The following is a 20515-nucleotide window of genomic DNA, read 5'->3' as shown; positions in this document are numbered from 1 at the left end:
CATGAGCGCAATCGAGGACATCACATCCCAGGCGCCCGCGGTCGAGGCCGTTCCGAAGCGGGCCATGACCCTGAGCTCCGGCACCACATTCGTGGTCGTGCTGCTGCTCCTGATAGTGCCGCTGTTCGTCAAGAACTTCATCATCTTCCAGATGACGATGCTGCTGATCTACGGGCTGGCCGTGCTGGCGCTGAACATCCTGACCGGCGGATCCGGCCAGTTCTCGCTCGGCAACAGCGCCTTCTACGCCATCGGAGCCTATACGTCGGCGATCCTGATGGAGCAGTACAATGTCAACTACGCGCTGACCCTGCCGGTCGCCGGCGTGATCTGCTTCGGCGCCGGCTTCCTGTTCGGCCAGCCGGCGCTGCGGCTCTCGGGCGTGTATCTCGCGCTCGCCACCTTCGCGCTCGCCACCGCGATGCCGCAGATCCTCAAGCTCGGCTTCTTCGAGGAATGGACCGGCGGCGTGCAGGGCCTCGTCGTCACCAAGCCGGACGCGCCGTTCGGCCTGCCGATGTCGCAGGACATGTGGCTGTACTACTTCACGCTGGCGATCACGATCGCGATCTACGTGTTCTCGGTGAACCTCCTGCGCTCGCGGTCGGGGCGGGCTTTCATGGCGATCCGCGACAACGAGATCGCGGCATCCGCCATGGGCATCGACGTCGCGACCTACAAGACGCTGGCGTTCGGCGTCAGCGCCGGCATCACCGGCGTCGCCGGCGGCCTCGGCGCCATCGCCGTGCAGTTCGTGGCACCCGACAGCTACACGATCGTGCTCGCGATCTCGCTGTTCCTCGGCATGGTCGTCGGCGGCGTCGGCTGGCTGCCCGGATCGTTCGTCGGCGCGGCCTTCATCATCTTCGTTCCCAACATCGCCGAAGGCATTTCGAAGGGCCTGTCCGGCGCGGTGTTCGGCGTGCTGCTGTTCCTCGTCATCTTCCTCGTGCCGCACGGCTCGCGGCAGGTGGCGATGGTGGCGCAGCAGCTGCTCGGCAAACTCAGAAAGAACTAAGGAGGAACTCTTGCAGGTCGTTCAACAACTACGAATCGCCGCGATCGCGACGGCGGTCATCGCCCTCACCTCGGGCGCAGCACTCGCCCAGAAGAAATACGATACCGGCGCGTCGGATACCGAGATCAAGATCGGCAACATCATGCCCTATAGCGGACCGGCGTCCGCCTACGGCGTGATCGGAAAGACCGAGGAGGCGTATTTCAAGAAGATCAACGCCGAGGGCGGCATCAACGGCCGCAAGATCAACTTCGTCAGCTATGACGACGCCTATTCGCCGCCCAAGGCGGTCGAGCAAGTGCGCAAGCTGGTCGAAAGCGACGAGGTCCTGTTCGTCTTCAACCCGCTCGGCACGCCCTCGAACTCGGCGATCCAGAAATATCTCAACGGCAAGAAGATCCCGCAACTGTTCGTCGCCACCGGCGCCACCAAGTGGAACGACCCGAAGAACTTCCCCTGGACCATGGGCTGGCAGCCGAGCTACCAGAGCGAGGGCCGCATCTACGCGAAGTACCTGCTCAAGGACAAGCCCGGCGCCAAGGTCGGCGTGCTGTTCCAGAACGACGATTTCGGCAAGGACTATCTGAAGGGCCTCAAGGACGGCCTCGGCGACAAGGCCGCGTCCATGATCGTCATGGAAGAGAGCTACGAGACGTCCGAACCCTCGATCGACGGCCACATCGTCAAGCTGAAGGCCTCCGGCGCCGACGTCTTCTTCAGCGTCACCACGCCCAAGTTCGCGGCGCAGGCAATCAAGAAGCTTGCCGAGATCGACTGGCATCCAACGCATCTGGTCGTCAACGTGTCGGCCTCGGTCGGCAGCGTGATCAAGCCGGCCGGCTTCGAGAACTCGCAAGGGATTCTTTCGGCCGCCTACGCCAAGGATGCTGCGGATCCGCAGTGGAACGATGATCCCGGCATGAAGAAGTTCTTCGACTTCCTCGCGCAGTACTATCCCGACGCCAACAAGCTCGACAGCTCGACCGTCTACGGCTACGGCGCCGCGCAGACGCTGGTGAAGGTGCTGCAGATGTGCGGTGACGACCTGACCCGCGCCAACGTGATGAAGCAGGCCGCGAGCCTGAAGGACTTCGCGCCCGACACGCTGCTGCCGGGCGTCAAGATCAACACCTCGGCTACCGACTTCGCGCCCATCGAGCAATTGCAGATGATGCGGTTCAAGGGCGAGAAGTGGGAGCTGTTCGGCGAGGCGATCAGCGGCGCCATCGAGTAATCGCGCATCGCCGCAGAAAGCGGTGCCGATCTCCACTGGCCCTCCGCGCCATCGGCGCGGAGGGCTTTTTCATATCTGGATCGGCGTCGAACTATTCATCTCAGGCTGTTCTTGCAGAGCACTCACCCGCCGAGATTGCGGAGACCTCTCGCAGTTGCACATGATATGGACCGCCAAGGCACCGCGAAAACACGGACCGTGCCGTGATGTCGCAACCACCCCGGTGCAGCTCTGCTATAGTTCCAGCCAGAACAAGAGCCGCCATCAAGGCGGCCGAGACACGTCAACCAAACCAACACGGGAGAAACGCACCATGATGATCACGCGAAGGGCCGCCCTCGCCTCGGCTGCCGCCATCGTTCTCGCCTCGAGCTCCGCAATCGCCGCCGACAAGAAATACGATACCGGCGCCTCCGACACCGAGATCAAGATCGGCAACATCATGCCCTATAGCGGGCCGGCCTCGGCCTACGGCATCATCGGCAAGACGGAAGCGGCCTACTTCAAGAAGATCAACGCCGAGGGAGGCATCAACGGTCGCAAGATCAACTTCATCTCCTATGACGACGCCTATTCGCCGCCGAAGACGGTCGAACAGGCACGCAAGCTGGTCGAGAGCGATGAAGTGCTGTTCATCTTCAATTCGCTGGGCACGCCGCCGAACTCGGCGATCCACAAATACATGAACTCGAAGAAGGTCCCGCAGCTGTTCGTCGCCACCGGCGCCACCAAATGGAACGATCCGAAGGACTTCCCCTGGACCATGGGCTGGCAGCCCAACTACCAGAGCGAATCCAGAATCTACGCAAAATATCTGCTGAAGGAAAAGCCGGACGCGAAGATCGCGGTGCTGTATCAGAACGATGATTACGGCAAGGACTATCTGAAAGGGCTGAAGGATGGGCTTGGAGCCAAGGCCGCCTCAATGATCGTCATGGAGGAGAGCTACGAGACCGCCGAACCCTCGATCGACAATCACATCGTCAAGCTCAAGTCCACCGGCGCCGACGTATTCGTGAACATCACCACGCCGAAATTTGCGGCGCAGGCAATTAAGAAGGTCAAGGAGATCGAGTGGAAGACGCTGCATATCCTCAACAACGTCTCCGCCTCCGTCGGCAGCGTGCTGAAACCGGCCGGCTATGAGAATTCACAGGACATCCTCTCGGCGGCCTATCTCAAGGACGTCTCCGATCCGCAATGGAAGGATGATGCCGGGATGAAACAGTTCCTCGACTTCATGGCGAAGGATTTCCCGGATGGCGACAAGCTCGATGGCGGCACCGTCGTCGGCTACAGCGTGGCCCAGACGCTTGTGCAGGTGCTGAAGCAGTGCGGCGACAACCTCACCCGCGAGAACGTCATGAAGCAGGCCGCATCCCTGCGCAACTTCCGCACCGAGATGCTGCTGCCTGGCATCACGATCAACACCTCGGCAACCGACTTCGCGCCCGTCAGCCAGTTGCAGCTGATGCGCTTCAAGGGCGAGAAGTGGGAGCTGTTCGGCGACGTGATTTCCGCCGACGTCGGCGGCTAACGACGGAACGCAATTGAAACCGCCTCCTGCGGCTTCGCGCCGCAGGAGGCGCTCTCTCCAGGCATCTTTGCTGTCTTTGCCAAGAATTTCTTAAGCTAGGAGTTGAAAGAGAGGCGGTCATGCAGCGGCGGCGGTTACGCCGAGCGCGCGGCTGCGCTATGGGGACTCGTCCGGAGTGAAACGAGTCGCCCGTGCTGCGGGCGAATCCAACAACAAGGCCAAGCTCCAAGGCCGAGAAGGAGTCCCCACGTGACCACTGCCCTCACCCGCCGCACGCTCTCCAGCCTGCTCGGCCTCGCCTTGGTTGGCGCCGCTGCCGGCAGCGCCTATGCCGACAAGAAATACGACACCGGCGCCAGCGACACCGAGATCAAGATCGGCAACATCGTGCCCTATAGCGGCCCGGCCTCGGCCTACGGCTCGGTCGGCAAGGCGATGTCGGCTGTGTTCAAGAAGGTCAATGATGAGGGCGGCATCAACGGCCGCAGGATCAATTTCATCTCGTACGACGACGCCTATTCGCCGCCGAAGACGGTGGAGCAGGCACGCAAGCTGGTGGAGAGCGACGAGGTGCTGTTCCTGTTCGGCGTGCTCGGCACTGCGCCCAACACGGCGATCCAGAAATACATGAACGCCAAGAAGGTGCCGCAGCTGTTCGTCGCGACCGGCGCCACCAAGTGGAACGAGCCCAAGACCAATCCGTGGACCATGGGCTGGCTGCCGAGCTATCAGTCGGAAGCCCGCATCTACGCCAAATACCTCACCGCGCAGCAGCCGACCGGCAAGATCGCGGTGCTCTACCAGAACGACGACATGGGCAAGGACTATCTGAAGGGTCTCAAGGACGGCCTTGGCGACACCTCCCGCGTCGTGCTGGAGGAGAGCTATGAGATCGCCGAACCCACGGTCGAGTCGCACATCGTCAAGATGAAGTCGGCCAATCCCGACATCGTCGTGCTGTTCACCACACCGAAGTCCGGCGCCCAGGCGATCAAGAAGCTCGGCGAGATGAACTGGAAGCCGCTGACCATCATCTCGAACGTCAGCGCCTCGACCGCGGCCGTGATGCGGCCGGCCGGCGTCGAGAACTCGCAAGGGGTGATCTCGGCCGCCTATGCCAAGGATGCCTCCGATCCGCAATGGGCCAACGACCCCGGTCTCGGCGCGTTCAGGGAACTGCTCGCCAAATATCTGCCGGAGATCAACCCCGTGGATTCGTCGGCGCTGACCGGTTACAACATCGCCACCACGATGGTCGAGGTGCTGAAGCGATGCGGCGACGAACTGACCCGCGCCAATGTCATGAAGCAGGCGGCAAGCCTGAAGCAGTTTGCGCAGGGCGGGCTGTTGCCCGGCATCACGCTGACCACCGGTCCGGACGACTTCCAGCCGATCGAGCAGCTGCAGCTGATGCAGTTCAAGGGCGAGCGCTGGCAGTTGTTCGGCGAGGTCATGAGCGGCGAACTGAAATAGGCTGCGCACGGCACGCGGGCGGCGCCGCATGACCAGCCGCCGTCCGTTGTTGCGCGCGATCTTCGATGCCGCGGTCGCCGCGGCGCATCCTGACATGGTGCTGCCGGCATTCCTGCCGGCGGCTCCCAAAGGACGAATCATCTGTCTCGCCGCCGGCAAGGGCGCGGCCGCGATGGCGGTCGCGGCCGAGCGCCACTACCTGGACACGCTGGGATTCGATCCCGCGAAGCTGACCGGCATCGCAACCACCCGCCATGGCCATGGCGTGCCGACCCGGCGGGTGAAGGTCATCGAGGCCGGACATCCGATGCCAGACGAGGCCGGGCTGAAGGCCGCCGACGAGACGCTGCAACTGGCGGCAACCGCCGAGCCCGGCGACCTGATGCTGGTGCTGCTCTCCGGTGGTGGGTCCGCCAATTGGGTCGCGCCGGTGAACGGCGTCAGCTTCGCGCAGAAGCAGCAACTGACCCGCGCGCTGCTCCGCTCGGGCGCACCGATCGGCGAAATGAATACGGTCCGCAAGCATCTGTCGCGGATCAAGGGCGGCCGGCTGGCGCGGGCCGGGCAGAAGGCCGAGATCGTGACCCTGGCGATCTCCGACGTGCCGCATGACGATCCCTCGGCGATCGCATCGGGTCCGACGGTGCCCGATCCGACCACGCTGGCCGATGCCCGCGGCATCGTCGCCAAATACAAGCTCGAGGTCGACCCGGCGATCAGCCGGGCGCTCGATGATGCCGCCAATGAGAGCTGCAAGCCCGGCGATGCCGCCTTCGCCCGCGCCTCGTTCGAGCTGATCGCGCGCCCCGCCAGCTCGCTCGAGGCCGCCGTGGCCAGCGTCAAGGCGGCGGGCTACGACGTGCTCGATCTCGGCGCCGATCTCGAGGGTGAGGCCCGCGATGTCGCGGCCGATCACGCCAAGCTGGCGCGCGAGGCCCGCGCGCTCGGCCGCCGCATGGCGATCATCTCCGGCGGCGAGCTCACCGTGACGGTGCGCGGCCAGGGCCGCGGCGGCCCGAACCAGGAATATGCCTTGGCGCTCGCCGACCTCCTCAAGGACATGGAGGGCATAGCGGCGCTCGCCGGCGACACCGACGGCGCCGATGGCGGCGGCGGCAGCGCCTCCGATCCGGCCGGTGCGCTTGTCGATGCCGAGGTCATCGCCGCGATGCGGGCGCAGGGGCTGGATCCGCAGGCCTATCTCGCCAACAACGACGCCACCGCATTTTTCGCCGCGACCGGCGGCCTGCTGCAGACCGGACCGACGCTCACCAACGTGAACGACGTCAGGGTCATCCTGGTCGATTGAGGGGCGCGCCTGCGTCCTTCAGAACTCCTCCGCGATCTTGGTGAGCATCGCCAGTAGCGCGTCGCGCCCATCCGGGCCCAGCAGCTCGTTGAGCCGCGCCTCGTGCTTCGACACCACCAGCTTCTTGGCGCGGGCCAGCACGGCGCGGCCCTTCTCGGTCAGCATCAGGATGTGCGAGCGCCGGTCGTTGGCCGAACGCACTCGCGCACACAGGTCGCGGCTCTCGAGGCTGTCCAGCAGGGACACGAAGTTCGGCCGCAGGATGCCCAGGGTGTTGGCGATCTCGGTCTGGTTCCGGCCCGGATTGGCGTCGAGCAGCAGCAGCACCGAGAACTGGGCCGGCGTCAGTTGCAGCGGCGCGACGCAGCGCAGGAAGTCCTCGAACACCTTCAACTGCGCCCGTTTCAGCACATAGCCAAGCAGATCCGACAGCTCGCCGAGCTGGACCGCTTGCGTCTCATCGGCCGCTACGGCAGCTTCCTTGCGGCTTTCCCTCTTGCTGACGGGCTTGGCGCTATCGGCCATCACGGTCCGCCAAATTCATCGCATTTGCTTCCATCCCTGGTCTCGAACGCCGCAGCCGGAACAGCGGCCTTGAGATTATAATCGATAATTGTTATCCACTATATCAAACACGGGCAGCCCAATTCAACTGCCCCGACCTGCGGACGGCGCATGGCGTCGCCCGCATCCGGTCACCACAGAGGGGGAGCGTCCGGTCTTGAACACAACGATCCTGCTGTTCCTGTTGCAGGACGGCATTACCAATGGCGCGATCTACGCGCTGCTCGGGCTGGCGCTCGTGCTGGTGTTTGCCGTCACCCGGGTGATCCTGATCCCGCAGGGCGAATTCGTCACCTACGGCGCCCTCACCTATGCCTCGCTCGCTGCCGGCCAAATGCCGGGCACGGCGAAGCTCGCCGTCGTGATCGGGCTCGCGGCCTTCGCCTTCGACCTTTACGCCATGCGCAAGACGCTGCACGCGCCGAAGATCGCGCGCACCTTCGGCCTCAACGTGGTCCTCCCGGTGGCCATTCTGCTCGCCAGCATGTGGGCGGCGAACCAGCGCATGCCCGCCGGCGTCAGCCTGGTGCTGTCGCTGCTGATCGTGGCCAGCATCGGCCTGTCGCTCTACCGCATCGTGTTCCAGCCGCTCGCGCACACCTCGGTGCTGGTGCTGCTGATCGCCTCGGTCGGCGTTCACCTGGCGCTGCAGGGCCTCGGCCTGCTGTTCTTCGGCGCCGAAGGCCAGCGTGGCCCGACGCTGCTGAATGCCAGCGCGACGCTCGGCTCGCTGCGCTTTACCGGACAGGGCATGGCGGTCTACGGCATCACCATCGCCTTCATCGTCGGCCTCTGGCTGTTCTTCGGCCTGACCCTCTACGGCAAGGCGCTGCGCGCCACCGCCGTCAACCGGCTCGGCGCCCGCCTCGTCGGCATCCGCACCACGCTGTCCGGCCAGATCGCCTTCCTGCTGGCCTCCAGCATCGGCGCGCTCTCGGGCATCCTGATCGTCCCGATCACGACGCTCTATTACGACACCGGCTTCCTGATCGGCCTCAAAGGCTTCATCGCCGCGATCATCGGCGGCCTGATCAGCTATCCCCTGACCGCCGTCGCCGCGCTCGTCGTCGGCATCGTCGAGGCGTTCTCCTCGTTCTACGCCTCGAACTTCAAGGAAGTGATCGTCTTCACGCTGCTGATCCCGGTCCTGCTGCTGCGTTCGCTCGCCGCGCCCGCGGTCGAAGAAGAGAAGGATTGAGCCGTGCGCGAGCGTTGGCCTCTCATCATCTTTGCCGTCATCGTTGCGGCGATCCCGTTCATTCCGGGCATGCCGCCGTTCTGGATCGTGCTGCTCGACAATATCGGCCTGTCCGCGCTGGTCGCGATGGGCCTGGTGCTGCTGACCGGCGTCGGCGGCCTCACCTCGTTCGGCCAGGCCGCCTTCGTCGGCTTCGGCGCCTACACGACCGCGGTGCTCTCGGCGCAGTATGGCATCTCGCCCTGGCTGACCTTGCCACTGTCGCTGCTGGTCTCCGGCCTCGCCGCGGTGCTGCTCGGCCTCGTCACGGTCAGGCTGTCCGGCCACTATCTGCCGCTCGGCACGCTGGCCTGGGGTCTCGGCCTCTATTATCTCTTCAGCAAGCTTGCCTTCCTCGGCCGCAATGACGGCATCTCCGGCATCCCGCCGCTGTCGATCGGCAGCCTCAAGATGCTCGATCCCGGCACGATCTATTTCGCGATCTGGGCCGCCGTTCTGATCTCTGCGCTGCTGACGATGAACCTGCTGGACTCCCGCACCGGCCGCGCCATTCGCGCCCTGCGCCGCGGCCACATCGCGGCGGAAGCGTTCGGCGTCTACGCACCCCGCGCCAAGCTGCTGGTGTTCATCTATGCCGCCGTGCTCGCCGGCCTCTCGGGCTGGCTCTATGCGCACTTCACCCGCGCCGTGAACCCGACGCCGTTCGGCGCCCAGGCCGGCATCGAATATCTGTTCGTCGCCGTCGTCGGCGGCGCCGGCTATGTCTGGGGCGGCGTGCTGGGTGCTGCGATCGTCGTTGTGCTGAAGGAGGTCCTGCAAAGCTACCTCCCGCTGCTGCTGCATGGCGAGGGCCAGCTCGAGACCATCGTGTTCGGCATCCTGCTCGTGACGCTCCTCCAGCTCGCTCCGACCGGCCTGTGGCCGTGGCTGACGGCGCGCCTGCCGTTCAAGCCGCTGGCGAAGAAGCCGGACACCACAATCAAGCTGCCGGCCCGCGAGCGGTCCGCGACGACGCCCAACGTCCTGCTGCAGGTCGACAACGCGCGAAAGCAGTTCGGCGGCGTGGTTGCGGTCAACAACGTCTCCTTCGACGTCCAGGCCCGCGAGATCGTCGCGCTGATCGGCCCGAACGGCGCCGGCAAGAGCACGACCTTCAACCTGATCACCGGCGTGCTGCCGCCGACCTCCGGCAACATCTCGGTGCTCGGCAAGGCCGTCGGCAACGCCCCGCCGCAGGACGTCGTCAAGCTCGGCATTTCCCGCACCTTCCAGCACGTCAAGCTGGTGCCGGACATGACGGTGCTGGAGAACGTCGCGATCGGCGCCCATCTGCGCGGCCATTCCAATGCGCTTACCAGCATGTTCCGGCTCGATCGCGCCGACGAGGCCAAGCTGCTCGCGGAAGCCGCGCGCCAGATCGAGCGCGTCGGGCTCGGCGACCAGATGCACCAGCTTGCTGGCTCGTTGTCTCTCGGCCAGCAGCGCATCGTCGAGATCGCCCGCGCGCTGTGCGTCGATCCGATGCTGCTCTTGCTCGACGAGCCGGCCGCGGGATTGCGCCACATGGAGAAGCAGCGCCTCGGCGCGCTGCTGCGCGACCTCCGCGCCGGCGGCATGTCGGTGCTGCTGGTCGAACACGACATGGGATTTGTCATGGATCTCGCCGACCGCATCGTGGTGCTCGATTTCGGCACCAAGATCGCCGAGGGCACACCAGCCGCGATCAAGACCAATCCCGAGGTGATCAAGGCATATCTCGGAGCCGCTGCATGAGCACCTTGCTGGAAGTCGCCGACGTCCACGTCTCCTACGGCAAGGTCGAGGCTGTCAGATCGGTCTCGCTGACCGTCGCCGAGAACGAGATCGTCACCATCATCGGCGCCAACGGCGCCGGCAAGACTACGCTGCTCAGCGCCATCATGGGCGTGTTTCCGCTGAAGGGCCGCGTCTCCTTCCTGGGCGAGGACCTGGCACGCTATGAGATCGAGGACCGCGTCGCGCGTGGACTGTGCCTGGTGCCGGAGCATCGCGAGCTGTTCGCCACCATGAACGTCGAGGACAATCTGCAGCTCGGCGCGTTCCGCATGAGCAAGGCGCACGCCGCGCGCGGCTTCGAGCACGTCTACACGCTGTTTCCGAAGCTCAAGGAGCGGCGCAAGCAGCTTGCCGGCACGCTCTCCGGCGGCGAGCAGCAGATGCTGGCGATGGGCCGGGCGCTGATGGGCGCGCCGAAGATGCTGATGCTGGACGAGCCCAGCCTCGGTCTGGCGCCGATCATCGTCGCCGGCATCTTCGAGATCGTCGCCAGGCTGCGCCAGGAAGGCGTCTCGGTGCTGCTGGTCGAGCAGAACGCCAAGGCCGCGCTCAAGGTCGCCGACCGCGCCTATGTCATGGAGCTCGGCGAGTTCGTGCTCAACGGCAAGGCCAGCGAGATCGCCACCGACGAGCGCGTGGCGGCGAGCTATCTCGGCTTCGCCGAGGCGGCTGCGAGCTGAGCCTGATGTCGATGGGGTGAGGCGCTGCTTCAGGAGGGCGCCTCCTTCGACAGCAGGAAATCGACCATCACGCGCTCCAGCGCCCGGTACATGTCGGTGCCGGTCGCCGTCAGGCAGCCGCGCTGGCGCGCAGCGGCGATGAACGGCGACACCTCCGGCCGGGTGATCACGCAGCCGCAATAGGTCGACGGGCTGACGGTCGCCATGTCGACCGGCAAGGGATCGCCGGGCTGCATGCCCGCCGGCGTCGCATTCGCGACCAGGTCCAAGCCGCTGGCATCGGTGCCGCCGACAACGGCGCGGCCTTTGCCCCGCTCGTTGAGGCGCGCGATCAGCACATCGCGGCGTCCGGGATCGCTGTCGTGAATGGCAAGCTCGCGCACGCCGGCATCGATCAGCGCCAGCGCAATCGCCGAACCCGCTCCGCCCGCGCCGATCTGCAACGCCCGGCAGCCTGCGGGATCGAAGTCCTTGGCTTTCGCCGCGCCGACGAAGCCGAGGCCATCGACCATGTCACCGTGCCACCCGCCGCTTTCACCACGCCGCATCAAGTTGACGGCGCCGATGAACTGCGCACGCTCGGTGGCGGTCGCGCAGGCGCGGTAGCAGGCGAACTTGTGCGGGATCGTCGCGACGATGCCGTCGAGATTCCTGACCCGAGTCATTGCCGCCAGGAAGTCCGCGAGATCGCCCGGCGCGACCTGGACCGGGACGAGGATCGCATCGCTGCCCTGCTCGGCAAACGCCTGGCTCACGCCGGCCGGCGCACGCACCTGTGCGATCGGATCGCCGATGATGATGTGGAGCCTTGTGGCGCCGGTGGGGGCTGGGATCATGGCGGGCCTCTCGGAAAACTACAAAGATCCTCGTCCAAATGGCCGAAAGGCCGGCTCACGGAGCCGGCCTTTCTCAATCAGAAGCTATGGTCTCGCGGCTCACTTCGCCGGGACGTACTTCCCGTCCTTCACGGTCAGGATGATGCGGGAGCGGTCGTCGAGGCCCGAGCGATCCTTTTCGGTGAAGTTGTAGACGCCCTGCGAGGCCGCCATGTCCTTCTCGGTCATCAGCGCCTGGCGGATGGCTTCGCGGAACTCCGGCGTGCCGGGCTTGGCGGTCTTCAGCGCCACCGGGATGACGCGCTTGAGGATCTCGAACGCATCGAAGGAGTGACCGGCGAACTGGCTGCGGCTGTTCGGGCCATACTTGGCTTCATAGGCCTTGTTCAGCTCGAGGCCGGGCTTCTTGGTCAGCGCGCTGTCGTCCTGCGTCTCCGGCGACATCACCGGGCCGGAGGCCATGATCACGCCCTCCGCCGCCTTGCCGGCGATGCGGATGAAGTCCATGCTCGCGGCGCCGTGGGTCTGATAGATCAGGCCGGTGTAGCCGCGCTCGCGCAGCTCGGTCTGCGGCAGCGCCGCCGCGGTGCCGGAGGCGCCGACCAGGATCGCGTCCGGATTGGCGGCGACCAGCTTCAGCACCTGGCCGGTGACCGACGTATCGGGGCGCGCGAACCGCTCCTCGTCGGCAATCGTGATGCCCATCGGCACCGCCTGGTTCTTCAGATCGTTGAACCAGAGATCGCCGTAGGAGTCGGAGTAGCCGATGTAGCCGACGGTCTTGATGTTGTGCGCCTTCATGTGCTCGTACAGCACCTTGCCCATGATCGGCACCGGCTGCGGCATCACCACCGACCATTTCATCCGCTCAGGCGTGACCGGGAACGGCGCCAGGCCGAAATGCGGAATGCCGGCCTCGTTGGCGACGTTGGACACCGCGATGGTCGGCGGCGTCAGCGCCGAGCCCATGATGATGTCGGCTTTCGACTCCGTCACGAAGCGGCGCGCATTCGTCGTCGCCGTGGTCGGATCGCCGCCATCGTCGAGCACGATCACCTTGAGCGGCACGCCGCCGATCTCCTTCGGCACGAACTCGAGCGCATTGCGCTCGGGGATGCCGAGCGCCGCGCCCGGCCCCGTCGTGGTCGTGGTGATGCCGATGGTGATCTCGCTGGTCTGCGCCAGCGCAGGAGCAGCTGCGAGCATCGCGATGACGCCTGCCGCCGCCAGATAGGCCTTCCTCATAAAATCCTCCCTTGATCTTTTCGGTTCAGCTCGTGATCCGCCGATCCTGTTTGCAGTCCCGCCCCGTGTCCGGGGCGCCTTCCAACACGGCCGGCCGATATGTGTCCAAACGTGATCATAGCATTGAACACGAGAAGATCACTCCTCACCAGTCGACCAAAGCATGACAGCTGAACATCCTTAAGACGGTCGCATGTCGCACCCATTTCCGCGCCTCATTCCCCGAGAAACTTGGCTCGCATCTCCTCCGGGAAAGGCGCCGATTTCAGCTTGTCCGGGTCGGCCGGATCGCGCCCGACCAGCACCCGGGTCTCGAATCCCTCGATCGCCAGCGCCTCGCCCTTGAACACCTTATGGGTGACGTCGAAGGACGAGCGCTTGATGCTCTCGATCCGGCTCTCGATCGTGATCCAGTCGCCATAGGTCGATGGGATGTAGAACTTGGCGCGGGTGTCGACCATGGGGATGCCGACCAGGCCGTAGCGACGGACGATGTCCTGCTTGGAGAACCCGGCCGCCTCGAACATGACGGAGGTCGCATCGTCGAACATCGCGAAGTAGCGCGGGTAGTAGACGATGTTGGCGGGATCGCAGTCGCCCCACTGGATCTGCACGTCGCGGCGGTTGACGAACATACTTTGAAAGCCTCACTTCGTCGCCGGTAGCGGTCCGTAGGGTGGGCAAAGGCGCGGAGCGCCGTGCCCACCATTTTCATCGGCGGTGGGCACGCTGCGCTTTGCCCACCCTACGTTTCTCTCCGTCAATGCGAGCGCAGCGAAGCAATCCAGGGCCCGGTCGGGACTCTGGATTGCTTCGTCGCTTCGCTCCTCGCAATGACGATGTCTCACTTCGGCGCCATGCGCAGCGAGCCGTCGAGGCGGACGACTTCGCCGTTGAGGTAGGCGTTCTCGACCATGTGCAGCGCCAGCGCGGCAAACTCGTCGGCGTGGCCGAGACGGCGCGGGAACGGGATCGCGGCGGCGAGCGAGTCCTGGGCCTCCTGCGGCAGGTTGGCGAGCAGCGGCGTCAGGAACAGGCCGGGCGCGATGGTCAGCACGCGAATGCCGAACTGTGCGAGCTCGCGCGCGATCGGCAGAGTCATGCCGACGATGCCGCCCTTGGAGGCCGAATAGGCCGACTGTCCGATCTGGCCGTCATAGGCGGCAACGGACGCGGTGTTGATGACGACGCCGCGCTCGCCGGTCGCCTGCGGCTCCAGCTTGGTCATGCCGTTGGTGACCAGGCGCAGCATGTTGAACGAGCCGATCAGGTTGACCTTGATGACCTTCTCGAAATCGGCCAGTGGCATCGGGCCGTCGCGGCCGACGACGCGCTTGGCGACGCCGATGCCGGCGCAGTTCACCAGCACGCGCGGCTGCTGCCCGAGCGCCTTGACCGCCTCGGCGACGCCGGCTTCGGCGCCCGCGGCGTCAGAGACGTCGCAGACCACCGAGACGCCCTTGATCTCAGCGGCGACCTCGGCCGCCAGCTTGGCGTTGAGGTCGAACACGGCGACCTTGGCGCCCTGCGAGGCGAGCTTGCGGGCGGTGGCGGCCCCGAGGCCGGAGGCGCCGCCGGTGACGATGGCGGCCTGATCCTTCAACAACATTGTCGTTTCTCCCTTGGATGCGTCGATCAGCCGGCGATGATGATGTCGTCGTCCGGCGTCGCGGCGTAGATGCGTTCGATCAGGTCCTTGCGGTTCTCCAGCACGGCGCGCTGGTTGATCGATCCCTTGTCGGTGACCTCGCCCTTGTCGATCGACAGCGGCTCGCCGAGCAGCACGGCGCGCGTGATCCGCGTCGACGAGCCGGTCGCGGTCTGCAGGAATTTTGCGAAGCGCTGACGGAAGGCCTCGATGATCAGCGGATCGGCCGCCGTGGCGGCGAGGTCGTCGAACGGCAAGGTCGCGTTGATCAGGCGGCAACCATCGAGATCGAGCACGACGATGGCCGCGATCTCGTCGCGGTTGATGCCGGCGATGATCACGTCGCGCGCCAGCGGCGCGCACGCAGCCACGAAGCGGGCCCGCAACGGGCCGACGGAAACCCAGGTGCCGCTCGCCAGCTTGAAGTCCTCGGCAACACGACCGTCAAAATCGAAGCCGGCATTGAAGTCGTCGGGATCGACGGGCTTCAGCGCGTCGCCCATCTTGTAGTAGCCTTCGTCATCAAAGGCCGCGGCCGAGACCTCCGGCAGGCGCCAATAGCCCGGCGTCACGTTCGGCCCCTTGGCGCGCACTTCCATCTTGCCGTTGTTGGGAACGAGCTTGGCCTCGTTGCCGGAGACGGGCAGGCCGACATGGCCGGAGCGGCTGGTGCGCGGATTGACCGACATGAAGAACGGTGCGGTCTCGGTGGAGCCGAGGCCCGTCAGCATCGGCACGCGAGTGCCCGTCTCGGCCACCGAGAGTTCGTCGAGCTCGTTCCAGACATGCGGCGCCAGTGCGGCGCCGGAGAAGAACATCGCGTGCAGCCGCTGGAAGAAGGACTTCCGCAGCGCCGGGTCCTCGCGGAAATAGGGCAGCAGCGACTCGTAGCCCTTGGGGACGTTGAAATAGACCGTCGGCGAGATCTCGCGCAGGTTTCGCACGGTCTCCTCGATGCCGCCGGGCACCGGCTTGCCCTGGTCGAGATACATCGAGCCGCCGTTGAACAGGGTCAGGCCGATGTTGTGGTTGCCGCCGAATGTGTGATTCCAGGGCAGCCAGTCGATGATCACAGGCGGCTCGTCCTTCAGGAAGGCGAGCGTCTCGCGGATCATCACCTGGTTGGCACAGATCATCCGCTGGGTGTTGATCACGGCCTTCGGATTGCCGGTCGAGCCCGAGGTCAGCAGGAATTTCGCGATCGTGTCCGGGCCGATCTTGTCATGGGCGGCGTCGAGGCCAGGAAACAGCGGCGATGCGATCAGATCGGCGAGCATCGTGATCTTGCGGCCCGGCACCGAGCCGAACGACGCCACGATCTCGGCGCCTTCGGGTACGTTGGCGATGAGCGCGTCGGCGAACTTGTCGGCGTCGTCGACGAAGACGAGGCCCGGCGTTAGCAGCTTCATCAGGTAGGCGAGCTTGCCGTAGTCGCGCGACACCAGCGAATAGGCCGGCGACACCGGACAGAACGGCACGCCGGCATAGAGCGCGCCGAACGCGACCAGCGCATGGTCGATCGAATTGCCCGACAGGATCATGACCGGTCGGTCCGGCGACAGCCCGCGCGCGAGCAGCCCCGACGCGATGTGCCGGCTCGCCGCCAGCAGCGTGGCATAGGTCAGCTCGCGCCAGCCCTCGGGCCCGACGCGCTCGGCCATGAACACGCGCTCTGGTGTGGCTTTGGCGAAGTGATGCAGCCGATCCGTGATCCGCTGCGGATAGTCGCCGAGCGGCTGCTTCGGACGGAGATAGATGGTGCCGTCGTCGCGGCGATCGACGGTGACCGCGGGATCGTTGAACGAGATCGCGCGCAACGGATGAACACTGGCGGTGCGCGCCGTGTCGTCCGTTCCTCCCTGTGTGCTTCTTATTGTTTGTGTGGTCATGTCACGTCGGCTTCACTTTGGCGGTCTTGTGATCGAGGAAGGCGCGGATGCGACTCTTGGCCTCCTTGTCGCTCTGCGCGACGGTGGCCATCAGCGATTCCATCAGCAGGCCGGTCTGCGGATTGGCCTCCGCGATCATCGGCAGCGCCTGCAGCACCGCGAAATTCGTCAGCGGCGCGTTACCCGCGATCTTGGCGGCCAACTCCATGGCCTTGGTCATCGAGGCACCGGCCTCGACGAGATATTGGGCGAAGCCGTAGGACGAGCCTTCGGTCGCGGAATAGACGCGCCCGGTCAGCATCATGTCCATCATGCGGGCGACGCCGATCAGGCGCGGCAGCCGCACCGAGCCGCCGCCTCCGACGAAGATGCCGCGCTGGCCCTCGGGCAGCGCGAAGTAGGCCGACGGCTCGGCGACACGGATATGCGCGGCGCAGGCGAGCTCGAGACCGCCACCGATGACGGCCCCCTTCAGTGCGGCGATCACCGGCACGCGGCAATACTGGATGCGGTCGAACACGCGATGCCACATCTGCGAGTGCGCCAGGCCCTCGGTCGCGTCGCGCTCGCGCAATTCGGAGAGATCGAGGCCGGAGGAGAAATTGTCGCCGAGGCCGTGGATCACGACGCAGCGGACGTCGTCGGGCAGGCTGGTGAAGCGCTCGCCGATGGCGAGGATGATGCCGTCATTCAGCGCGTTGCGCTTGGCCGGGCGGTTGAGCCCGATCGTCAGGACGGCGCCCTGCTGTTCGATCTGCAGCAGAGACGGATCGCCCGCTGGCGTGGCGGTGTCGGCGTTTCCCATCGCTTGATTGTGTCCTGTTCAGAATAGTTATGTTTTATAACGATCTTCGCGGGAGTCAATAAGCGGCGCCCGACATCATGTTGTGCGATGCAAAACAACAAGCCGCGGGGGGCGCGGCCAGACGCAGCATGGTAAGGCCCGCCTGCGCGCAAAGGCAAATGGCATGATCCGGCATTCCCGCGGCGAAATCACGCCCGGGGCTTTGCTGATCGTGTTCACCCTCCGGTGCGGAGGGCGCAGGGAAGGCCAGGCGTCGGCTGACGCCTGCGGCCCGCCTGCGAAAAGAATGCAGGCGGCAGGTACCACAGGTGCAGCCGAGAACGCCCGGCCTTCCCTGCGCGATGGTCTTCACGCTTATACGCAGTCTCCCTGGTGCGCCGGGCTTTTTGGCCACCATCACCGCGCAGCGCCTGCGGCGCCATCACGGCTTGATACCAGCGTCGGGGTATCAGGACGCTGCGATTTCACGTCCGCGTCACATCGTTCGTCCGCGCGCCCGAAGACACGCTGCGACATGATCGCGGCCACCGCTCCCCGCCCCGCGTGTCGTGACGATCGCGCGCTACGCCCCTCGGCTTGGGACGGGATGGCGCGATATGATCACAACTTCTGGAAAAACGCAAGATATTTTTGTTTTGCAAAAATCAAGGATCGGAGGCAACGGCGCCTCACCGCTCTCCGCTGTCGTCCCTGCGAACGCAGGGACCCATAACCACCGGCCCTCGTGAGATGAGGACTGCCAGTTATGCCCAACCGACAGATTCCGCGGTATGGGTCCCTGCGTTCGCAGGGACGACACCGCCGTTGCGGCGGGCAGCGTGGCCGACAGCAAAGTGAACGGCCGACAACATCGCATTCAGGGTGCCTTCAAAGCGCGCGCTGTAGAACCTCTACCGTCACCACACTTCCCAATGGAGGGGATCATGGTTTCGCTGAAGACATCTCTCGCAGGCGGCATCGCCGCGCTCGCCGTGACCACCACCCTGCTCGCCGGCGTGGCGCCGGCTCAGGCCCATGACGGCCGCAACGCGGCGCTTATCGGTGGTCTCTTGGTCGGCGCTCTCGTCGGCGGCGCGCTGGCGTCGGAAGCGCAAGCCTATGAGCCCGCGCCGGTCTACCGGTCGCACTATCGCGACGCGGCGTATGACGGCTACGGCTACGAGCGCTACCGTTACGTGCCGGCCCAGCGCTATCGCAATTGCGACCACGGCGGCTATGGCCGGGCGGCGGATTGGGACGACGAGGATTAGTCGCCGGCCTTCCCGAATACGAAGCTGTCGCGACGAACGACCCGGTCAGCCAATAACTCCGTCATGCCCGGGCTTGTCCCGGGCATCCACGTCGTTCTCCGCAGCCGGAGGACGTGGATGGCCGGGACAAGCCCGGCCATGACGACGTGGCGACAGGCTACCGCCAAACTCAGGCCGCCTGATGCGATCGCACTACGCAGGCCGATGGGCCTACAACACCACGTGGACGTCGATGATGACGCGGTCGGCGTGCCTCGCGGCGGAGCCGACGAAGACGTGCTCCATCAGCCAGCGATATCTCTCGTGGCCGGTCTCGAAGCGCGGATGGGTGCGGAAGTAGATCAGCTTGGGGTCCACGGGCTCGCCGCGCTTGAGCTTCTGCAAGAGGTCGACCGGCCCGAAGCGGATGCCGCGGTTCTCGACGTAGATGGTGGCGCCGTCGTCGGTCTCGAAGCCGTATTTCGCTTCGAGGTCGATCAGCTCGTTCGGGCGGATGACCTGGAAGTCGGCGCCGAAGTTGCAGATCCTGCCCCTGATGCCCTCACCGGCGCGGCCGGGGCCCTTCACCTCGCCGCCATGGATCGGGATGATCCGGCGCACGCCGATGCCGGTCTCGCCGGCACTGGTGACGTCGCCGATCATCACGGTGAGGGTGAAGACGTAGCGGGTCTCGAGGATCGGGGTCGTCATCAGCGGGCCATCATCTGTTGCGGCAGCCAGGTGGCCAGCAGCGGGAAGGCGATCAGGATCACCAGGCGGATCAGGTCGGTGACGACGAAGGGCAGCACGCCCTTGAAGATCGTCGAGAACGACACGTCCTTCACCACGCTCTTGATGACGAAGACGTTCATGCCGACCGGCGGATGGATCAGGCCGAGCTCGACGGTCATCACGATGATGACGCCGAACCAGATCGGATCGAAGCCGAGATGGGAGATGACCGGGAAGATGATCGGCACGGTCAGGATGATCATCGCCATCGCATCCATCAGGCAGCCGAGCACGAGATACATCACCATGATCAGCGCCAGCACCCCGTAGGGGCCGAGGCCGAGGCCGGTGAGGAACTCCGTCACCTTCTGCGGCGTCTGCGTCACCGTCAGGAAGTAGCCGAAGATCAGCGCGCCGATCAGCACGGTGAACACCGCGGCCGCGGTGCGCGTGGCCTGCAGCAGCGAAGCCAGGATCTTGTCCTTGTCGAGCCGGCCGGTGAACACGCCGATCAGGAATGCGCCGGTGGCGCCGACGCCGCCGGCTTCCGTCGGCGTGAAGCGCGGCAGGAACGGCAGACCATAGAGACCGCCGATCACGAACAGGAACAGGAGCACCGGCGCCCAGATGCCTTTCAGGCCCGCGATGCGCTCGCGCCACGGCGGCGCCTCGCCCTTCGGGAGAAAATCCGGCCTGACACGGCCGATCACCGTGATGGTGATCATGTACATGGTCATCGCCAACAGGCCGGGGATGATGCCGGCGATGAACAGCTTGCCGATGTCCTGCTCGGTGATGATGCCGTAGACGGCGAGCACGGTCGACGGCGGCAGCATCGCGCCGAGCGTGCCGCCCGCGGCGATGACGCCGGTGGCGAAGGACTGCGGATAGCCGAAGCGGCGCATCTCGGGATAGGCCACCGCCGAGAACGTCGCGGCGGTCGCCACGGACGAGCCGCAGATCGCAGCGAAGCCGCCGCAGGCGGCGACGGTGGCGATGCCGAGCCCGCCGCGCAGATGGCCGACGAAGCCGTTGGCGGCGCGGAACAGCTCGCGGCTCATGCCGGAGTTGGACACGAACGTTCCCATCAGCAGGAACATCGGGATCACGCCGAACGTGTAGTCCGTGACCGTGCGCATCGAGGTCTGGCCGACCAGCTTCAACGCCGCCGTGCCGTTGACGAGATAGGCGAAGCCGGACACGCCGACGAGTCCCATCGCCATGCCGACGGGCACGCGCAGCAGCATCAGCGCAAACAGCGCAACGAAGCCGATGACGGCAACCGCATCCGTGCTCATGCGGC

General features: G+C 65.5%; 18 protein-coding genes. 9 read left to right on the top strand and 9 right to left on the bottom strand.

Annotated elements, in window-relative coordinates; genetic code table 11:
• The first annotated feature begins 1 nt into the window (after nt 1).
• The 5 genes from ACQR1X_RS05940 to ACQR1X_RS05920 all read left to right on the top strand — a co-directional run bounded on the left by ACQR1X_RS05940 (nt 2) and on the right by ACQR1X_RS05920 (nt 6571).
• On the top strand, nt 2–1018 hold the full coding sequence (locus ACQR1X_RS05940; protein ID WP_315805739.1) for a branched-chain amino acid ABC transporter permease: 1017 nt from the start codon (nt 2–4) through the stop codon (nt 1016–1018).
• Between the two features lie 10 nt (nt 1019–1028).
• Nucleotides 1029–2252 (top strand): ABC transporter substrate-binding protein, encoded by a 1224-nt coding sequence (locus ACQR1X_RS05935; RefSeq protein WP_315805738.1) that lies wholly within the window; start codon nt 1029–1031, stop codon nt 2250–2252.
• Nucleotides 2253–2565: 313 nt separating this feature from the next.
• The gene (locus ACQR1X_RS05930) at nt 2566–3789 is read left to right on the top strand and encodes an ABC transporter substrate-binding protein (RefSeq protein ID WP_315805737.1); all 1224 of its coding nucleotides are present in this window, start codon (nt 2566–2568) and stop codon (nt 3787–3789) included.
• Nucleotides 3790–4038: 249 nt separating this feature from the next.
• The gene (locus tag ACQR1X_RS05925; protein ID WP_315805736.1) at nt 4039–5262 is read left to right on the top strand and encodes an ABC transporter substrate-binding protein; all 1224 of its coding nucleotides are present in this window, start codon (nt 4039–4041) and stop codon (nt 5260–5262) included.
• 28 nt (nt 5263–5290) lie between these two features.
• The gene (locus tag ACQR1X_RS05920; protein WP_315805735.1) at nt 5291–6571 is read left to right on the top strand and encodes a glycerate kinase type-2 family protein; all 1281 of its coding nucleotides are present in this window, start codon (nt 5291–5293) and stop codon (nt 6569–6571) included.
• A gap of 18 nt (nt 6572–6589) precedes the next feature.
• Here the strand turns inward: ACQR1X_RS05920 and ACQR1X_RS05915 are convergent, their stop codons facing one another.
• Nucleotides 6590–7096: a MarR family winged helix-turn-helix transcriptional regulator gene (locus ACQR1X_RS05915; protein WP_315713766.1), complete on the bottom strand. Its 507-nt coding sequence runs from the start codon at nt 7094–7096 to the stop codon at nt 6590–6592.
• 196 nt (nt 7097–7292) lie between these two features.
• Here ACQR1X_RS05915 and ACQR1X_RS05910 point away from each other — a divergent pair, with 196 nt between their 5' ends.
• Genes ACQR1X_RS05910 through ACQR1X_RS05900 form a run of 3 tightly spaced genes read left to right on the top strand, consistent with a single transcriptional unit; the run spans nt 7293 to nt 10828 of the window.
• A complete protein-coding gene (locus ACQR1X_RS05910) occupies nt 7293–8333 on the top strand; it encodes a branched-chain amino acid ABC transporter permease (RefSeq protein WP_315805734.1) in 1041 nt (346 codons plus the stop codon).
• A 3-nt stretch (nt 8334–8336) separates the two neighbouring features.
• Entirely contained in the window at nt 8337–10106 is a 1770-nt protein-coding gene (locus ACQR1X_RS05905) for a branched-chain amino acid ABC transporter ATP-binding protein/permease (protein WP_316177175.1), read from the top strand.
• A complete protein-coding gene (locus ACQR1X_RS05900; RefSeq protein WP_316216437.1) occupies nt 10103–10828 on the top strand; it encodes an ABC transporter ATP-binding protein in 726 nt (241 codons plus the stop codon). Before ACQR1X_RS05905 ends, ACQR1X_RS05900 begins: the two co-directional genes overlap by 4 nt.
• 29 nt (nt 10829–10857) lie before the next feature.
• Here ACQR1X_RS05900 and ACQR1X_RS05895 read toward each other — a convergent pair whose 3' ends face one another.
• The 6 genes from ACQR1X_RS05895 to ACQR1X_RS05870 all read right to left on the bottom strand — a co-directional run bounded on the left by ACQR1X_RS05895 (nt 10858) and on the right by ACQR1X_RS05870 (nt 17251).
• Nucleotides 10858–11664: a shikimate dehydrogenase family protein gene (locus tag ACQR1X_RS05895; protein ID WP_434898503.1), complete on the bottom strand. Its 807-nt coding sequence runs from the start codon at nt 11662–11664 to the stop codon at nt 10858–10860.
• A gap of 99 nt (nt 11665–11763) precedes the next feature.
• A complete protein-coding gene (locus ACQR1X_RS05890) occupies nt 11764–12909 on the bottom strand; it encodes an ABC transporter substrate-binding protein (RefSeq protein WP_315805730.1) in 1146 nt (381 codons plus the stop codon).
• A 215-nt stretch (nt 12910–13124) separates the two neighbouring features.
• The gene (locus ACQR1X_RS05885) at nt 13125–13544 is read right to left on the bottom strand and encodes an acyl-CoA thioesterase (protein WP_434898502.1); all 420 of its coding nucleotides are present in this window, start codon (nt 13542–13544) and stop codon (nt 13125–13127) included.
• Nucleotides 13545–13753: 209 nt separating this feature from the next.
• Nucleotides 13754–14518 carry an SDR family NAD(P)-dependent oxidoreductase gene (locus ACQR1X_RS05880; protein ID WP_434846259.1) on the bottom strand — a complete coding sequence of 255 codons (765 nt, stop codon included), beginning with the start codon at nt 14516–14518 and terminating at the stop codon, nt 13754–13756.
• Between the two features lie 26 nt (nt 14519–14544).
• Nucleotides 14545–16446, bottom strand: coding sequence for a feruloyl-CoA synthase (locus ACQR1X_RS05875; protein ID WP_434898501.1), 1902 nt, complete (start codon nt 16444–16446; stop codon nt 14545–14547).
• A gap of 1 nt (nt 16447) precedes the next feature.
• Nucleotides 16448–17251: a crotonase/enoyl-CoA hydratase family protein gene (locus tag ACQR1X_RS05870; protein WP_434898500.1), complete on the bottom strand. Its 804-nt coding sequence runs from the start codon at nt 17249–17251 to the stop codon at nt 16448–16450.
• A gap of 923 nt (nt 17252–18174) precedes the next feature.
• Between ACQR1X_RS05870 and ACQR1X_RS05865 the strand changes: the two genes are divergently transcribed.
• Nucleotides 18175–18501 (top strand): hypothetical protein, encoded by a 327-nt coding sequence (locus ACQR1X_RS05865; protein WP_315805725.1) that lies wholly within the window; start codon nt 18175–18177, stop codon nt 18499–18501.
• Between the two features lie 210 nt (nt 18502–18711).
• Here ACQR1X_RS05865 and ACQR1X_RS05860 read toward each other — a convergent pair whose 3' ends face one another.
• Nucleotides 18712–19191 carry a DUF3237 domain-containing protein gene (locus ACQR1X_RS05860; protein ID WP_434898499.1) on the bottom strand — a complete coding sequence of 160 codons (480 nt, stop codon included), beginning with the start codon at nt 19189–19191 and terminating at the stop codon, nt 18712–18714.
• Entirely contained in the window at nt 19191–20510 is a 1320-nt protein-coding gene (locus ACQR1X_RS05855; protein WP_315805176.1) for a TRAP transporter large permease, read from the bottom strand. Before ACQR1X_RS05855 ends, ACQR1X_RS05860 begins: the two co-directional genes overlap by 1 nt.
• Nucleotides 20511–20515: the final 5 nt, after the last annotated feature.

Source organism: Bradyrhizobium sp. HKCCYLRH3073, from assembly GCF_051167995.1.
Lineage (GTDB): Bacteria > Pseudomonadota > Alphaproteobacteria > Rhizobiales > Xanthobacteraceae > Bradyrhizobium.
This window is presented reverse-complemented; position numbering and strand designations above follow the sequence as displayed.

Bases quoted from the DNA above. Each gene is read 5' to 3' on its own strand.
- ACQR1X_RS05875 (WP_434898501.1), bottom strand. From the start codon at position 16,446: ATGACCACACAAACAATAAGAAGCACACAGGGAGGAACGGACGACACG.
- ACQR1X_RS05940 (WP_315805739.1), top strand. From the start codon at position 2: ATGAGCGCAATCGAGGACATCACATCCCAGGCGCCCGCGGTCGAGGCC.
- ACQR1X_RS05895 (WP_434898503.1), bottom strand. From the start codon at position 11,664: ATGATCCCAGCCCCCACCGGCGCCACAAGGCTCCACATCATCATCGGC.
- ACQR1X_RS05880 (WP_434846259.1), bottom strand. From the start codon at position 14,518: ATGTTGTTGAAGGATCAGGCCGCCATCGTCACCGGCGGCGCCTCCGGC.
- ACQR1X_RS05920 (WP_315805735.1), top strand. From the start codon at position 5,291: ATGACCAGCCGCCGTCCGTTGTTGCGCGCGATCTTCGATGCCGCGGTC.
- ACQR1X_RS05900 (WP_316216437.1), top strand. From the start codon at position 10,103: ATGAGCACCTTGCTGGAAGTCGCCGACGTCCACGTCTCCTACGGCAAG.
- ACQR1X_RS05890 (WP_315805730.1), bottom strand. From the start codon at position 12,909: ATGAGGAAGGCCTATCTGGCGGCGGCAGGCGTCATCGCGATGCTCGCA.
- ACQR1X_RS05885 (WP_434898502.1), bottom strand. From the start codon at position 13,544: ATGTTCGTCAACCGCCGCGACGTGCAGATCCAGTGGGGCGACTGCGAT.
- ACQR1X_RS05860 (WP_434898499.1), bottom strand. From the start codon at position 19,191: ATGACGACCCCGATCCTCGAGACCCGCTACGTCTTCACCCTCACCGTG.
- ACQR1X_RS05915 (WP_315713766.1), bottom strand. From the start codon at position 7,096: ATGGCCGATAGCGCCAAGCCCGTCAGCAAGAGGGAAAGCCGCAAGGAA.
- ACQR1X_RS05855 (WP_315805176.1), bottom strand. From the start codon at position 20,510: ATGAGCACGGATGCGGTTGCCGTCATCGGCTTCGTTGCGCTGTTTGCG.
- ACQR1X_RS05865 (WP_315805725.1), top strand. From the start codon at position 18,175: ATGGTTTCGCTGAAGACATCTCTCGCAGGCGGCATCGCCGCGCTCGCC.
- ACQR1X_RS05930 (WP_315805737.1), top strand. From the start codon at position 2,566: ATGATGATCACGCGAAGGGCCGCCCTCGCCTCGGCTGCCGCCATCGTT.
- ACQR1X_RS05870 (WP_434898500.1), bottom strand. From the start codon at position 17,251: ATGGGAAACGCCGACACCGCCACGCCAGCGGGCGATCCGTCTCTGCTG.